The organism is Nocardioides anomalus (assembly GCF_011046535.1).
GTDB classification, from domain to species: domain Bacteria; phylum Actinomycetota; class Actinomycetes; order Propionibacteriales; family Nocardioidaceae; genus Nocardioides; species Nocardioides anomalus.
The window spans coordinates 1,227,813-1,242,892 of record NZ_CP049257.1 but is presented as its reverse complement, the minus strand read 5'-3'; the positions used below and the strand labels follow the sequence as shown (position 1 = coordinate 1,242,892).

At 72.8% G+C, this 15,080-nt stretch carries 11 protein-coding genes and 1 pseudogene; 8 read left to right on the top strand and 4 right to left on the bottom strand.

Going from position 1 to position 15,080, the window contains the following annotated elements; all coding sequences use genetic code 11:
• The first annotated feature begins 20 nt into the window (after nucleotides 1-20).
• Nucleotides 21-2,075: a molybdopterin-dependent oxidoreductase gene (locus G5V58_RS06365; protein WP_165229974.1), complete on the top strand. Its 2,055-nt coding sequence runs from the start codon at nucleotides 21-23 to the stop codon at nucleotides 2,073-2,075.
• A 48-nt stretch (nucleotides 2,076-2,123) separates the two neighbouring features.
• Here the strand turns inward: G5V58_RS06365 and G5V58_RS06360 are convergent, their stop codons facing one another.
• Nucleotides 2,124-4,127 (bottom strand): PTS mannitol transporter subunit IICBA, encoded by a 2,004-nt coding sequence (locus G5V58_RS06360; protein ID WP_165229971.1) that lies wholly within the window; start codon nucleotides 4,125-4,127, stop codon nucleotides 2,124-2,126.
• Nucleotides 4,128-4,277: 150 nt separating this feature from the next.
• Between G5V58_RS06360 and G5V58_RS06355 the strand changes: the two genes are divergently transcribed.
• On the top strand, nucleotides 4,278-5,336 hold the full coding sequence (locus tag G5V58_RS06355) for a zinc-dependent dehydrogenase (protein WP_165229969.1): 1,059 nt from the start codon (nucleotides 4,278-4,280) through the stop codon (nucleotides 5,334-5,336).
• A 453-nt stretch (nucleotides 5,337-5,789) separates the two neighbouring features.
• Here the strand turns inward: G5V58_RS06355 and ptsP are convergent, their stop codons facing one another.
• Nucleotides 5,790-7,466, bottom strand: coding sequence for a phosphoenolpyruvate--protein phosphotransferase (ptsP, locus tag G5V58_RS06350; protein ID WP_165229966.1), 1,677 nt, complete (start codon nucleotides 7,464-7,466; stop codon nucleotides 5,790-5,792).
• Nucleotides 7,467-7,565: 99 nt separating this feature from the next.
• Between ptsP and G5V58_RS06345 the strand changes: the two genes are divergently transcribed.
• Genes G5V58_RS06345 through G5V58_RS06335 form a run of 3 tightly spaced genes read left to right on the top strand, consistent with a single transcriptional unit; the run spans nucleotide 7,566 to nucleotide 9,540 of the window.
• Nucleotides 7,566-8,333, top strand: coding sequence for a DeoR/GlpR family DNA-binding transcription regulator (locus G5V58_RS06345; RefSeq protein ID WP_165229963.1), 768 nt, complete (start codon nucleotides 7,566-7,568; stop codon nucleotides 8,331-8,333).
• Nucleotides 8,330-9,280 (top strand): 1-phosphofructokinase family hexose kinase, encoded by a 951-nt coding sequence (locus G5V58_RS06340; protein ID WP_165229960.1) that lies wholly within the window; start codon nucleotides 8,330-8,332, stop codon nucleotides 9,278-9,280. The genes G5V58_RS06345 and G5V58_RS06340 overlap by 4 nt, the downstream gene beginning before the upstream one ends.
• A 17-nt stretch (nucleotides 9,281-9,297) precedes the next feature.
• A complete protein-coding gene (locus G5V58_RS06335) occupies nucleotides 9,298-9,540 on the top strand; it encodes an HPr family phosphocarrier protein (RefSeq protein WP_165229957.1) in 243 nt (80 codons plus the stop codon).
• Between the two features lie 491 nt (nucleotides 9,541-10,031).
• On the opposite strand, the gene G5V58_RS06330 is transcribed toward G5V58_RS06335, so the two are convergent.
• A complete protein-coding gene (locus G5V58_RS06330; RefSeq protein WP_165229954.1) occupies nucleotides 10,032-12,191 on the bottom strand; it encodes an MMPL family transporter in 2,160 nt (719 codons plus the stop codon).
• Nucleotides 12,192-12,298: 107 nt separating this feature from the next.
• Here G5V58_RS06330 and G5V58_RS26680 point away from each other — a divergent pair.
• From G5V58_RS26680 to G5V58_RS25870, 3 genes and pseudogenes are all read left to right on the top strand, one after another.
• Nucleotides 12,299-12,688: pseudogene (locus tag G5V58_RS26680) on the top strand (sensor domain-containing protein); the annotation flags it as partial.
• A gap of 40 nt (nucleotides 12,689-12,728) precedes the next feature.
• Entirely contained in the window at nucleotides 12,729-13,463 is a 735-nt protein-coding gene (locus G5V58_RS25875; RefSeq protein ID WP_407939745.1) for a sensor histidine kinase, read from the top strand.
• Nucleotides 13,406-14,056: a response regulator gene (locus G5V58_RS25870; protein WP_230487129.1), complete on the top strand. Its 651-nt coding sequence runs from the start codon at nucleotides 13,406-13,408 to the stop codon at nucleotides 14,054-14,056. The genes G5V58_RS25875 and G5V58_RS25870 overlap by 58 nt, the downstream gene beginning before the upstream one ends.
• Here G5V58_RS25870 and G5V58_RS06320 read toward each other — a convergent pair.
• The gene (locus G5V58_RS06320) at nucleotides 14,013-15,023 is read right to left on the bottom strand and encodes a hypothetical protein (RefSeq protein WP_165229951.1); all 1,011 of its coding nucleotides are present in this window, start codon (nucleotides 15,021-15,023) and stop codon (nucleotides 14,013-14,015) included. The genes G5V58_RS25870 and G5V58_RS06320 overlap by 44 nt on opposite strands.
• Between the last annotated feature and the right edge of the window lie 57 nt (nucleotides 15,024-15,080).

Here is a 15,080-nt window from a genome sequence, read left to right as displayed (position 1 = left end):
TCCCGCACTAGGTTCGAGGCGTGGAGAAGCGGATCGGCGTCTGCAACCTGTGCGAGGCGATCTGCGGCCTCGAGCTCACGATCGAGGACGGGGCCGTCACCGGCATCCGCGGCAACCCGGCCGACCCGCTCTCGCGCGGCTACGTCTGCCCCAAGGGCGTCGCACTGGCCGACGTGCACGCCGACCCCGACCGGCTGCGCCGGCCGGTGCGCCGCGACGGCGACGACTGGGTCGAGATCGACTGGGACGAGGCCTTCGGCCTGGTGGCCGAGCGGCTGCGGGCGGTCGCCGACGAGCACGGCCGGGACGCGGTCGGTGTCTACCTCGGCAACCCCAACGCGCACTCGCTGGGCTTCCAGACCCACGGCGTCCCGTTCGTCAAGGCGCTGCGCACGCACAGCCGCTTCAGCGCCTCGACCGTCGACCAGGTCCCGCACCAGTTCGTGGCCTGGCAGCTCTTCGGCCACCAGCTGCTGCTGCCGGTGCCCGACGTCGACCGCACCGACTTCTTCCTGGTCATGGGGGCCAACCCGATGGCCTCCAACGGCTCGCTGATGACCGCCCCGGACTTCCCGAACCGGGTGCGCGAGCTCAAGGCGCGCGGCGGCCGGATGGTCGTGCTCGACCCGCGGCGCACCGAGACCGCGAAGGTGGCGAACGAGCACCACTTCGTCCGGCCCGGCTCGGACGCCTTCGTGCTGCTGGCCATGCTGCACGTGCTGTTCGCCGACGGGCTGACCACTCCCCCGGCGTACGTCGACCACGTGGACGAGGTGCGCGACCTGGTGGCCGGCTTCACCCCGGAGCGGGCCGAGGCGGCCAGCGGGCTGCCGGCCGACACCATCCGCGCGCTCACCCGCGACTTCGCGGCCGCGGACCGCGCGGCGGCGTACGGCCGGATGGGGCTGTCGACGCAGGGCTTCGGGACGGTCTGCCAGTGGGCGGTGAACCTGCTCAACCTGCTGACCGGGAACTTCGACCGCGAGGGCGGCGTGCTGTTCCCCGAGCCCGCGGTCGACGTGGTCGGCACCCGCGTGGTCGGGCCCGGCCACCACGACGTGTGGCGCAGCCGGGTGCGCGGGGTGCCGGAGTTCGCGGGCGAGCTGCCGACGGCGACGATGCTCGAGGAGATGACGACGCCGGGCGAGGGCCGGATCCGCGCCCTGGTGACCGTCGCGGGCAACCCGGTCCTCTCCACCCCGAACGGCCGAGCGCTGGCCGACGCGCTCGACGGGCTGGACTTCGTGGTCGCCGTCGACATCTACCTCAACGAGACGACGCGGCACGCCGACGTGATCCTCCCGCCGACCACGGCGCTGGAGCGCGACCAGTACGACGTGGTCTTCCACGGCTTCGCGGTCCGCAACACCGCGCGCTTCACGCCCGCGGTCTTCGAGCGGCCCGACGACGCGCGCCACGACTGGGAGATCTTCGACGCGCTGGCCGAGCGGCTCGGCGGCCGGGCCGTCGGCGCGGAGCCGGCGGCGCTCATCGAGATGCTCCTCGACGCGGGCGGGCGGACGACGATGGCCGAGCTGCGCGAGCACCCCGAGGGCGTCGACCTCGGCCCGCTCCGGCCGAGCGTGCCCGGGCGGCTGCAGACCGACGACCACCGCATCGACCTCACGCCGCCGCTGGTCGTGGCGGACCTCGCGCGGGTCGAGCGGTCCGCTCCGGAGCTGGCCGACGGTGAGCTGCTGCTCATCGGCCGGCGCCACCTGCGTGACAACAACTCCTGGCTGCACAACACCACGCGCCTGACCCGCGGCCGGGCGCGGCACCACCTGCTCATGCACCCCGACGACCTCGCCGAGAGGGGGCTCGAGGACGGCGCGGTGGTGCGGGTCCGCTCACGCGTCGGGCAGGTCGACGTCGAGGTGAGCGCGGTGGACGACGTGATGCGCGGGGTGGTCTCGCTCCCGCACGGCTACGGCCACCAGGTGGGCGGGACGCGGTTGCGGCACGCGTCCGGCGTGCCGGGGGTCTCGATCAACGACCTGACCGACCCGGGCCTGCTGGACGTCAGCGGGAACGCCGCGCTGAACGGCGTCCCCGTGACGGTCCGGCCGGTCTGACACCCCCCGTGGGGCCAGACCGGCCGGACCGCGCTCAGTGGACGGCGCTCAGACCTTCACGCCGTTCAGGACGGCGAGGACCTCGTCGGCCGAGCCGGCCGCCCGCAGGCGGGCCACGGCGTCGGCGTCGGTGAAGGTCTCCGCGATCCGCGACAGCAGCGCCAGGTGGTCGTCGCCCGCACCGGCGATGCCGATGACGAACTCGGTCGGCTTGCCGTTCCAGTCGATCGGCTGGTCGTAGCGGACGAAGGAGATGCCGGTGCGCCGGATCAGCTCCTTGGCCTCGTTGGTGCCGTGCGGGATGGCCAGGCTGTTGCCCATCGCCGTGGACACCGAGCGCTCCCGCTCGTGCATCGCGTCGACGTAGCGCGAGTCGACCGCGCCCGCCCTGACCAGCAGGTTGCCGGCCTCGTCGATCGCGGCGTCCCGGCTGGTCGCCGTACCGCCGAGGACCACCGACTCCGGGGCCAGCACGTCGCCGCCGCCCGTCGGAGCCGCCGCGGCGGCCGCCGTCGCGCCGCCACCGTTGGACGACTGCTCGACCAGCTCGACGATCTCGTCGTAGCGCGGGCTGGCCATGAAGTTGTCCACCGACACCTGGATCGCCGACGGGGTCTTCTGGCGCGCCCGGTCGGTGAGGTCCTGGTGGGTCACCACGAGGTCGTAGTCGTCACCCAGGCTGGAGATCGCCTTGTTGACGACGGTGACCTCGGGGTGGCCGGCGTCCTGGATCTTCTTGCGCAGGACCGAGGCACCCATGGCGCTGGAGCCCATGCCGGCGTCGCAGGCGAAGACGATCGAGCGGATCGCGCCGGTGTGGCCGGCGCCGGTCAGCATGCCGGCGACCGAGGACTTCTTGCCCTTGTTGGCCTCCATCTGCGCGGTGGCGGCGGCGAGGTCGCCCTCGTCGCTGCCCTTCTCCAGCTTGAGCAGGAAGCCCGCCACCGCGAAGCTCACCGCGGCGGCCAGGATCACCGACAGCGTGACCCCGACGAAGCTGCTGGCGGGCGCGGCGAGCCACACCGCGATGATCGAGCCCGGTGAGGCCGGGCTGCGCAGGCCGGAATCGAAGGCCTGGTTGACGGCGACGCCGGTCATGCCGCCGAGGATCACCGCCGCGATCAGCTTGGGCTTCATCAGCACGTACGGGAAGTAGATCTCGTGGATGCCGCCGATGAACTGGATGAGGATCGCGCCCGGGGCCGAGGACTTGGCGGCGCCGCGACCGAAGACCATGAAGGCGAGCAGCAGGCCCAGGCCGGGGCCGGGGTTGGCCTCGACCAGGAACAACAGCGAGTGGCCCTGTCGCGACGCCTCGTCGAGGCCGAGCGGGGTGAAGACGCCGTGGTTGATGGCGTTGTTGAGGAAGAGCACCTTGGCCGGCTCGACGAAGATCGACGCGAGCGGCATCAGGTTGTGGCCGACCAGCCAGTCGACGGCGTGCCCGGCGCCCTTGGAGAACTGCTCCACGAACGGACCGGCCACCGCGAAGCCGGCGATCGCCAGGATCATGCCCCAGATGCCCGCGGAGAAGTTGTTGACCAGCATCTCGAAGCCGGGCCGGATCTTGCCGTCCCACAGGGCGTCGAGCTTGCGCATCGACCAGCCGCCGAGGGGGCCCATCACCATGGCGCCCAGGAACATCGGGACGTCCGCGCCGGTGACCGCACCCATGGTGGCGATCGCGCCGACCACGCCGCCGCGGATCGCGTCCCCGCCGTAGGCCATCCGGCCGCCGGTGTAGCCGATGAGGATCGGCAGCAGGTAGGTGATCATCGGCCCGACGATGCCGCCGCCGTCGGCGTCCCAGCCGCCGAGCTGGGAGACGAAGCCGTAGTCGTACTGGCCGGCGTCGAGCCCCGGCGCGTAGCCGAAGATCTTGTCGCCGATGAGCGTGATCCACCCGGTCTGGATGAACAGGGCGGTGATCAGGCCCCAGGCGATGAAGGCGCCGATGTTCGGCAGGACCATGTTGGACAGGAAGGTGCCGAACTGCTGCACCCGCACGCGGGTCCCGCCGCGCGGGGCCGCGGTTGTGGCGGTGGAGGCCATCTGTTTCCCTCTCGTTCGGCGGCGCGTGACGCCCGTCACGACCGTGTGCAGGGAAGTCTGCACACAATCGGGCACGTTGCCAAGCATCCGGGCAGAATTTCCTGCCCGTTGATGTGGTCTTTTCTTCGCTGCCCTACTAGCGTCAGGCCCATGAAGGCACTGCGCTTCTACGCGCCGGAGGATGTCCGACTCGAGGACGTCGAGGAGCCCACCTGCGGCCCCGACGAGGTCAAGCTGCGGGTGAAGAACTGCTCGACCTGCGGCACCGACGTCAAGATCTTCTACAACGGCCACCAGAACCTCACGCCGCCGCGCACCATCGGTCACGAGATCGCCGGCGAGGTCGTCGAGGTCGGCGCGGACGTCAACACGACGTACGGCTCGGACTGGCAGGTCGGGGACCGCGCCCAGGTGATCGCGGCCGTGCCGTGCGGTGAGTGCTACGAGTGCAAGAAGGGCTGGATGGCGGTCTGCCAGAACCAGACCTCGGTCGGCTACCAGTACGACGGCGGCTTCGCGGAGTACATGATCGTCCCGAAGCAGGTCCTCAAGGTCGACGGCCTCAACAAGATCCCCGACAACGTCGGCTACGACGAGGCCAGCGCCGCCGAGCCCTTCGCCTGCGCCATCAACGCCCAGGAGCTGCTCGGCATCGAGCCCGGCGACACCGTCGTCGTCTTCGGCGCCGGCCCCATCGGCTGCATGCACATCCGCATCGCCCGCGGCGTGCACCAGGCCGGCCCGGTCTACCTCGTCGACGTCAACGCCGAGCGCCTCAAGATGTCGGCCGAGGCCGTCCAGCCCGAGGAGACCATCGACGGCTCCCAGGTCGACGTCGTCGAGCGCGTCATGGAGCTCACCGGCGGCCGCGGCGCCGACGTCATCATCACCGCCACCGCCGCCAACATCACCCAGGAGCAGGCCATCAGCATGGCCGCGCGCAACGGGCGGATCAGCTTCTTCGGCGGCCTGCCCAAGACCGACCCGTTCATCAAGTGCGACAGCAACCTGGTGCACTACCGCCAGCTGCACATCCACGGCGCCAACGGCAGCGCCCCCGAGCACAACAAGCGCGCGCTGGAGTACATCTCCACCGGCCAGGTCCCGGTCAAGGACCTCATCACCCGCCACGTGCCGCTGGAGAACGTGCTCGAGGCCTTCCAGATCGTCAAGAACGGCGAGGCGATCAAGGTGACGGTCGAGCCCTGAGCCACCCGGGCGGTCCACCTGGTGGGGCCCTCTGGTTGCGTGGGGCGGCGTCCTTCCGAAGCCACCAGCGTGTGACGCCGCGCCGGGGCCGTCAAGGACGCCTGCGGCGCCGCAAGCGGCGAAAGAGCGGGGCCTCCGGCCCGAGAGATTTTCGTCCTTGACCGCCCCGGTCCAGCGCTGAAAGACGGCTGGGCATCGGGACGACGCCGGCCCTGTTCGACCGCTGCGGTCCTGCGGCGGGCGACTGCTCCGAGGTGATCGGCTCCGGAGCCGAGGACAGCCACACTCCGGGCGGCAACCCGATCCTGGCTCGCTTTTGCGCCCGGGCAGGCTGTCAACCCGCCTACGAGAGCCGAACGAAGGCACCCAGGCTTGACAGTCTGTCCGGGCGTGAAAACGATGGCAGGTCGGGTTGCCGCACGGACGCAACCACAGACCTCGACCAGCGAGGCCCTAGCCCAGCAGCGCCCGCACGGCGTCCCGCCCGGCCATCGGGTCCGCCGCAGCCAGCGCCGCCTCGGCGGCCTTGCGGCACGTCTCGGTCGAGACCGCGGAGAGCTGGGCGCCGACGGCACGCACGGCGGCCGGGGCCATGGACAGCGAGGTGATGCCCATGCCCACCAGCGCGACCGCGAGCAGCGGGTCCGCGGCGGCCTCGCCGCAGACGCCGACGGGCTTGTCGGCGCGCTGGCCGGCGGCAGCCGTGGTGGCGATGAGCTGGAGCACGGCGGGCTGCCAGGGGTCGGTGAGGTGGGCCAGGTCGGAGGCCAGGCGGTCGGCGGCCATGGCGTACTGCGTGAGGTCGTTGGTGCCGATGGAGAGGAAGTCGACGACCTCGAGCATCCGGTCGGCCAGCAGCGCGGCCGAGGGGACCTCGACCATGATCCCGGCCTTGAGGCCGCGCTCGCGCACGGCCGCGGCGAAGTCGCCGGCCTCGGCGACGGTGGCGACCATGGGGGCCATCACCCAGGTCTCGGCGCCGGTGGCCTGCGCGGCGGCGGCGATGCCGTCGAGCTGGCGCTGCAGCAGGCCGGGGTTGTGCACGGCCAGCCGGAGACCGCGTACGCCGAGCGCCGGGTTCTCCTCGTCCTCGAGGGTGGCGAAGGCGATCGGCTTGTCCGAGCCGGCGTCGAGGGTGCGCACGACGACGTAGCGGTCCTCGCCGGTGAACGCGTCCAGCACCTCGCCGTAGATCTTGGCCTGCTCGTCCACCGACGGCTCGTCGCGGCGGTCCAGGAAGCAGAGCTCGGTGCGGAACAGGCCGACACCCTCGACGGGCGCCTCGCTGGCGGTGCGGGCCGAGGGGCCGTCGGCCACGTTGGCCAGCAGCTTCACGTGCACGCCGTCGGTGGTGGTCGCCGGGCCGGTCCAGGAGTCGAGGGCCGCCCGGGACTCGCGGTCCCGGGCCACCAGGTCGGCGGCCGCGGAGGGGTCGGCGGTGGGGTCGACGGTCCCCGCGGTGCCGTCGACCAGCACCGAGCCGGACAGGGTGAGGGCATCGGCGACCCCGACCACGCAGGGGATGCCGAGCTGGCGCGCGATGATCGCGGTGTGGCTGGTCGCGCCGCCCTTCTCGGTGACCAGGGCGAGCACGACCGCGGGGTCGAGCCCTGCGGTGTCGGCGGGCGCGAGGTCGTGGGCCACCAGCACCGAGGGCTCCCCTGGCGTGGTGACGCCGGGCTCGGGCTCCCCGACCAGGCGGGCGACCAGGCGGCGCTCGATGTCGCGCAGGTCGGTGGCGCGCTCGGCCATGAGCCCGCCCATCGCGGTGAAGACGTCGACGAACTGGGCCACGCCGGCGTGCACCGCGTCGAGCAGTGACGTCCCGCCGTCGACGCGCTGGGCCACGGCCTGGCGCAGGCCCTTGTCGCGGGTCAGGCCGGCGCTGGCGGTGAGCACCTCGGTGGCCGCACCGCTGGCCCGCGCGGCCTTGGCGCTGAACCCCTCGGCCACGGCCGCGGCCGCCTCGTCGTAGGCCGCCATCGCGGCCTCGCTGTCGCCGGGCCCGTCGCCGTACGCCTCGATCGCCGCGGACGAGACCTCCTGGGCCACGAGCACGACGGGGCCGAACGCGAGGCCGGGGACCACCGGCGTGCCGCGCAGGACGGACGGGGAGGAGTCAGTGACCATGGCCACATCCAAGACCACTCGATCCTTGACAGTCAACACATTCGGGACTAAAACAACATACTCAAAGATCGGGTCGTCGAGGTCCGGGGCAGGAGCGCAATGTACGCCGAGGAACGGCACCAGGCCATCGCCGAGCTGGTCGCCAGCCGGGGCCGGGTCGCCGTGACCGAGCTGGCGTCACACTTCGACGTGACCACCGAGACCGTGCGCCGCGACCTCTCGCAGCTGGAGCGGCTCAAGCTGCTGCGGCGGGTGCACGGCGGGGCCGTCTCGATGCGCTCGGTGACGATGCTCGAGGCCCAGCTCTCCGACCGCGACCAGGCCCAGGCCGGCGAGAAGGAGCGGATCGCGCGCGCCGCGGCGACGCTGCTGCCCGAGGGCGGGTGCACGCTGCTGCTCGACGCCGGCAGCACCACGATCCGGCTCGCCGGGCAGCTGCCGCCGACCGAGCAGTGGACGGTCATCACGCACGCCGTCCCCATCGCCGCCCTGCTCGCCCCGCTCCCCCACGTCGAGGTGCACCTGCTGCCCGGGCGCGTGCGCACGGCGACCCAGGCCGCGGTCGGCCACGCCACGGTCGAGGCGGTGCGGCACCTGCGCGCCGACCTCGCCTTCGTGGGCACCAACGGGATCTCGGTGCGCCACGGCCTCTCGACGCCGGACCCGGAGGAGGCCGCGACCAAGAGCGCGATCGTGGCCAGCGCGCAGCGCGTCGTCGCACTCACCGACGCCTCCAAGGTCGGCCAGGAGCGCACGGTGCGCTTCGCCGAGCTCGAGGACGTCGACGTGCTGGTCACCGACTCCGGGATCGAGCCCGCGGACCTCAAGGCCTTCGAGGCCGCCGGCGTGGAGGTCCTCACCGCATGAGCGGCCCGATCGTCACGCTCACCGCGAACCCGAGCTTCGACCGCACCGTCGCCCTGCCCGGTCCCCTCGAGCGCGGTGCCGTCGTCCGCGTGCAGGCCACGACCTCCCAGGCCGGCGGCAAGGGCGTGAACATCTCCCGGGCCGCGCACAGCGCCGGGCTGCCCACCGTGGCGGTGCTGCCCGCCGTACCCGACGACCCGTTCGTCCACGAGCTCGAGGTCGCCGGCATCGACTGCCGCACCTCCCGGCCCGCGGGCGACATCCGGGTCAACCTCACGCTCACCGAACCGGACGGCACGACGACCAAGCTCAACGGCCCCGGCGCCAAGGTGGACGCCGAGCACCTCGACGACCTGGCCGCCGCCCTGGTCACCAGCGCCGCCGGCGCCGCCTGGACCGTGCTGGCCGGCTCGCTGCCGCCGGGCGCCCCGCAGAGCTTCTACGCCGACCTGGTCCCCCGCCTGCGCCGCGTCAGCCGGATCGCCGTCGACACCAGCGAGGGCCCGCTGGCCGAGCTGGTCGACCGCCTCCCGGACGTCGCCCCCGATCTGCTCAAGCCGAACGCCGAGGAGCTGGCCTCCGTCACCGGCACCGACCCGGCCCAGCTCGAGGCCGACCCCGGCGTCACCGCCAAGGCCGCCCGCCTCCTGGTCGACCGCGGCGTCGGCACCGTCCTGGCCACCCTCGGCGGCCACGGCGCCGTCCTGGTCGACGCGGACGGCGCCTGGCACGCCCTCCCGCCGCCCACCACCGTCGTCAGCACCGTGGGCGCCGGCGACTGCACGCTCTTCGGCTACCTGCTGGCCGAGCAGCGCGGCCTCGCCGCCCCCGACCGCCTGGCCCTGGCGGTGGCGTACGGCGCCGCCGCCGCCGGCCTCCCCGGCACCACCATCCCCGGCCCGGCCGACCTGCACCCCGAACGCGTCGACGTCCACCGGCTCGACTGAACCCAAGAGGAGACTCCATGCCCAGCAAGTCCGTCACCGTCGGCTCGTCCGTCGGCCTGCACGCCCGCCCCGCCGCCCTCATCTCCGAGGCGGCCGGCGGCCTCGGCAGCACGGTGACCATCAACGGCGTGGACGCCAGCTCCTCGCTGATGATCATGACCCTGGGCGCGAAGCACGGCGACACCGTCGAGGTGTCCGGCGACGAGCAGGCGGACGTCGACACCATCGCGGCGATGGTGGAGCAGGACCTGGACGCCTAGCTCCCGACCACCCGCTCTCCCCGGAGCCGCCTCCCACCGCCGAGCACAGGCCCCGCGCTCACCGGCCCCGACCGGCTCCGCTCCGCCCGTCGCGACGGCCCAGAGAGCTTGTAACGCTCAGTTACGGGATCTCCCGACCCGTTGCAACGGGTCGGGAGATCCCGTAACTGAGCGTTACAAGCTTTCGGCGGCCCCGGCCACGGCAACCCGCACCGCCACCCCACCCCACCCACGTGAAGGCGGAGACGAGACGGTGCCGCCGCCAGACCAGACCACCTATGGTCTGACCCGGCCACCGCCGGACCGCGAGCCCCTCGCCGAACGCTGAATCCGCGGCGTGGGGCACGCATGCCGGACGCAATGGGGCTGGGAGCAGTCGCGTGCAACACGGCGTCGGTTGCGTTCGGTGAGGGGGTCGCGGTCCGGCGGGGGCCAGGTCAGCCCACAGACGGCCGGAACCAAAGACCCGCACCACGAGCCGCAGCACCCAGCTAGACCAACTCGAACTCCCGCTCGTCGACACGCTCCCCCAGCGGAACCGGCCGCCGCGAAGGCCACCACACCCGGTCCCCGAGCAGGCACAGCACCGCAGGCAGCATGACCAACCGGATGAGCGTCGCGTCCAGCAGGATCGCCCCGGACAACGCGACCCCCATCATCTTCATCTCCAGCATCGACAGCGTCGCGAAGATGCTGAACACCGACACCATGACCGCGGCGGCGCTCGTGACCACACCGGCGGTGTCGGCGACGCCCTGGCGGACGGCGAGGCGGGTGGGCAGGCCGCGCTGGACGTGCTCGCGGATCCGGCTCAGCACGAACACGTGGTAGTCCATGGACAGCCCCACGAGCACGACGAGCACGAACAGCGGCAGCCAGTCGATGACGAAGCCGGGGCTGCTGAAGTCCAGCGCGCCCTCGAGCCAGCCGTGCTGGAAGACCAGCGTCATCAGGCCGAAGGCCACGCCGACGGAGGCCAGGTTCAGCACCGCCGAGATGAGCGCGATCGGGACGCTGCGGAAGGTGACGCCCATGACGAGCAGGGTGAGCAGCAGCACGAAGCCGATGACGAAGGGCAGCCGCGACTGCTCTCGCTGCACGAAGTCATAGGACTCCGCGGCGTCACCGCCGACGGCGTACTCGGCGTCGAGGCCGTCGAGGGCCCGGGGCGCGTACGTCGTGCGGAGCTTCTCGATGGCGTCGTCGACGCGGGCGTCGGACTCCTCGAAGGGCATGGCCAGGATGAGGATCGAGGTGGTGCCGTCGGGTGAGACCTCGACCGGGGTGCCCGAGGCCTGGAACAGCGCCGAGCCCTGTGCGGTCGCCTCGACGTCGGCCAGGGCGGCGGCCACCTGCGCCTGCTCCGACGCCGGGGCCCGGACCACGAGCTCGGCGGTGGTGCCCTCGGAGGGGAAGGCCCGGCTGAGGTCCTGCATGGTCTTGGCCTCGGGGACCGAGGAGGGCAGCGTCTCGAGGTTGGCGCCGTGGGTCTTCATGCCGAGGGCGGGCACGGCGAGCAGGACCACGACCACCAGCGAGAGGGCCAGCGCGGCCGCGGGGTGGCGGGTGACGGGACCGAGGACCCGGCCGGCAACGGCCCCCCGCTTGGTCCCGGCCAGGGCGCGGTGGAGGAACGGCACCCGGGGGCGGTCGACCCAGCGGCCGAGCTTCGAGAGCAGCGCGGGGAGCACGGTGATGGAGCCGAGGACGGCGACCGCGACGACCAGGATGGCGCCGACGGCGAGGGAGTTGAAGGTGGTGTCGCCGACCACGAACAGGCCGGCCATCGAACAGATCACCGCGAAGCCGGAGACCAGGATGGAGTGACCCGAGGTCTGCGCGGCGATCTCGACGGCGTCCCGGGTGGTGTGGCCCTTGGCCCGCTCCTCGCGCTCGCGCTTGAGGTAGAACAGCGAGTAGTCGACGCCCACGGCCATGCCGATGAGCACGATCATGCTGCTGACGGTGTCCTCGGCGTGGACCAGGTGCGACAGCGGCGCGAGCAGGCCGATGGTGGCGGCCACGCTGGTGCCGGCGAGCAGGACGGGGATGCCGGCGGCGATGAGCGCGCCGAAGGCCAGCAGCATCAGGATCAGGGTGAGCGGCAGGCTGATGGTCTCGGCCGAGCCGAGGTCGTCGCCGACGCGCTCTCCGATGGCGCCGTCCAGGCTGACGTCGCCGGACTCGCGCACCGAGAGCTGCGGGAAGTCGGCGGCGACGTCCCCGGTCACGGCCTGCAGCGGGGCGACGTCGGACTGGTCGCGGGCGAGCTGCACCGAGACCAGGTACGCCGAGCCGTCCGGGCTCACCTGGGGATCGGCCACGGCCTCGACGCCGTCCAGGGCGTTCATGCCGGCGACGACCTCGGCTGCGGCCCGCTGGGCCGCGGCCTGGTCGAGGTCGCCCCGGGCGGCGGTGATGAGCACCTGCTCGGTGTCGGGCTCGTCGAAGCCGGCGCGGGCCACGAGGGCGTCGGCGCGGCCGGACTCCCCCATGCGGTAGTCGGCGTCGGTGGCGTCCTGGGTCGGCACCATCGTGGCCAGGCCGACGGCGATGGCCACGAAGGCGACCCAGCCGAGGATCGCGCGCCAGGGGTGGAGGGCGCACCAGCGGGCCGTGCGGTGGGCGAGGGAGGAGAGCGGGTTCGTCATGGCTCCAGCCTTCGCGTCCAGAGCCGCCCGGTCAGGGGTCCTGGGTCGACACCCGTGGTGGTGCTGGCACCACTGTCCGCAGCGCGCAGGTCGGCCAGGATGGTGCCGTGGACGACCGCACCCCGCCGAGCCGGCTGCTGCTCACGGCGTACGCCGTGGAGCAGGTCGCGTGGCTCGTGCCGCTGCTGGTCGGGCTGGTCCTGTTCGTGGTCGGCGGCCTGCTCGTCGTGGTCTGGGTGGGCGTGCTGCTGGTGATGGCGGCGGTGCCGACCGTGCGCGCGGTGGCCGGCCGGCAGCGCCGGATCGCCGCTCGGGTGCTGGGCGTCGACCTGCCGCCGCCGTACCGGCCCACGCCGGCCGGCGGACCGCTGGTGCAGCTGCGCTCGTTCCTGCTCGACCCGATGACCTGGCGTGACCTGGCCTGGACGCTCTGGGCGGTCACCGTGGGCTGGGTGGTCTCGCTGCTCGTCGTCGTGCTGCTGCTGGGGGGTGGTGACGGGGTTCTTCTGGTGGTTCGGCTCCTACCCGCTGCTGCGGATGCGCTCGTTGGTGGACCGGTTCTTCCTGTGCCCGAGCAGCACCGAGACCCTCGAGCGCCGGGTCGAGACGCTGACCCGCAGCCGCGAGGCCGCCGTCGACCACTCCGCCGCCGAGCTGCGGCGCCTGGAGCGCGACCTGCACGACGGGACCCAGGCGCGGCTGGTCGCGGTGTCGATGAGCCTGGGGATGGCCGAGGAGCTGTTCGAGCAGGACCCGGACGCGGCGCGCCGCACGGTCTCCGAGGCCCGCGCGGCCACGTCGGCCGCGATCGCCGACCTGCGCTCGGTGGTCCGGGGCATCCACCCGCCCGTGCTCGCCGACCGCGGCCTGGACGGGGCGATCCGTGCGCTGGCCCTGGACATGGCGGTGCCGGTGGAGGTCGTCGGCACGCTGGCCGGGCGCCCGCCCGCGCCGGTGGAGTCGGCGGTCTACTTCGCGGTCGCCGAGTGCCTGGCCAACTCGGCCAAGCACGCCGCGCACTCCCAGTCGTGGGTCGAGCTCGGCCACGACGGTGCGGTGCTGCGCGTGGTGGTCGGCGACGACGGCCGCGGCGGCGCCGACGTCGACGCGGGGACCGGCATGCGGGGCGTGATGCGACGCCTCGGCGCCTTCGACGGCACGATGTCGGTGTCCAGCCCCGACGGTGGGCCCACGATCGTCACCCTGGAGGTCCCGTGCCGCCTCAGCGACTCGTCCTCGCCGAGGACAACGCCCTCCTCCGCGCCGGCCTGACCCAGCTGCTCGAGGGCTCCGGCTTCGAGGTGGCCCGGGCGGTCGACAACGCGCCCGCCCTCGACGAGGCGCTGGCCGACCCGGAGATGCAGGGCGCGGTCCTCGACGTGCGGATGCCGCCGACGTTCACCGACGAGGGTCTGCGCGCCGCGATCGCGGTGCGCGAGCGCCGGCCCGGCTTCCCGGTGCTGGTCCTCTCGCAGTACGTCGAGCAGCTCTACGCCCGCGAGCTGCTGGCCAGCGGCGAGGGCGCGGTCGGCTACCTGCTCAAGGACCGCGTCTCCGACGTGCGGCAGTTCGTGGACGGCGTACGACGGGTTCTCGACGGCGGCACCGTGCTCGACCCCGAGGTGGTGGCCACGGTGATGGCGCGCCGGCGCGACGAGCCGCTGGACCGGCTCACCGACCGCGAGCGCGAGGTGCTGGCCCTCATGGCCGAGGGCAGGTCCAACGTGGCCGTCGGCGCGGCGCTGCACGTCACCGAGAAGGCCGTGGCCAAGCACATCAACTCGATCTTCGCCAAGCTCGACCTCCCGGTCGACCTCGAGGTCAACCGGCGGGTGCAGGCGGTGCTGGCCTACCTGCGCCTGTGACCGGCCGGTCGCGCAGGGCCAGGTAGACCGCGCGCACCCCGACGGCCCGGCGCAGCTCGTCCATCACGTCGCCGAAGAACTGCTCGCGGTAGGTCTCGTCGGTCACCGTCGACACCGTGAGGTAGAGCCCCGAGAAGGCCGAGAGGAACGCCGAGACCTTGGCCAGGTCGACGGTCAGCCCGCTCTCCCTGGTGTCCAGCCACGACACCATCACGCCCTCGGACATGATCAGCGAGCCGAAGACCAGCAGGAACACGAACACCGACAGCGTCAGCAGCAGCACCTGCACGCCCTGGATGACCACGAGGACGAGGACCAGGTTCCAGCGCTCGTAGCCCTGCACCTCGGCGTACGACGCCGGGTCGGGTCCGTCGTCGTCCACCAGCTCGTGCGCCGCGCTCTCCACCGGGGTGCCGGCGCAGACCTCGAGCAGGGTCGCGTCGTCGAGGTCGTCGTCGGCCTTGTCCACCTCCTCGGGCAGCCGCACGAACAGGAAGGCCAGGCCGAGGAACAGGAACAGCACGACCACCAGCCACAGCTGGCCGACGGTGAGGAACGAGGCGACCTGCCAGACCTCGGTGTTGATGAACAGGAACGTGATGGCCAGCAGCAGCAGCGGCAGGGCCCGGGTGGTCATCGGGAGCAGCCGGAACAGCGACCCGAAGGTCCGGCCCAGCGCCCAGCGCAGGATCGGGCCGACGTGCAGCCGGACCAGCCCGTAGGCGAGCGCGCCCAGGCCGACGAGCGAGAGCAGCGTGGCCGGCGCGGCGCTGACCTCGTCGGAGACGAAGGCGAGCGCGATCCCGCCGCCCAGGCTCACCAGCACCACGGCCAGCAGCACCGGCAGCGTCCGGCGCACCCGGAGCGCGTCGCGGACCGAGCCGCGCATCTCCGGCACGAAGTAGGTCAGCCCGTGCTGCTCGAACCAGGTCTCGGTGGCGTGCAGCGTCTGGTCCCGGTCCGGCACCCGCGCACCCTAGCCGCACGGTGCCGGGCCGACCGGCCGACCCGGTCCGCCTGAGAG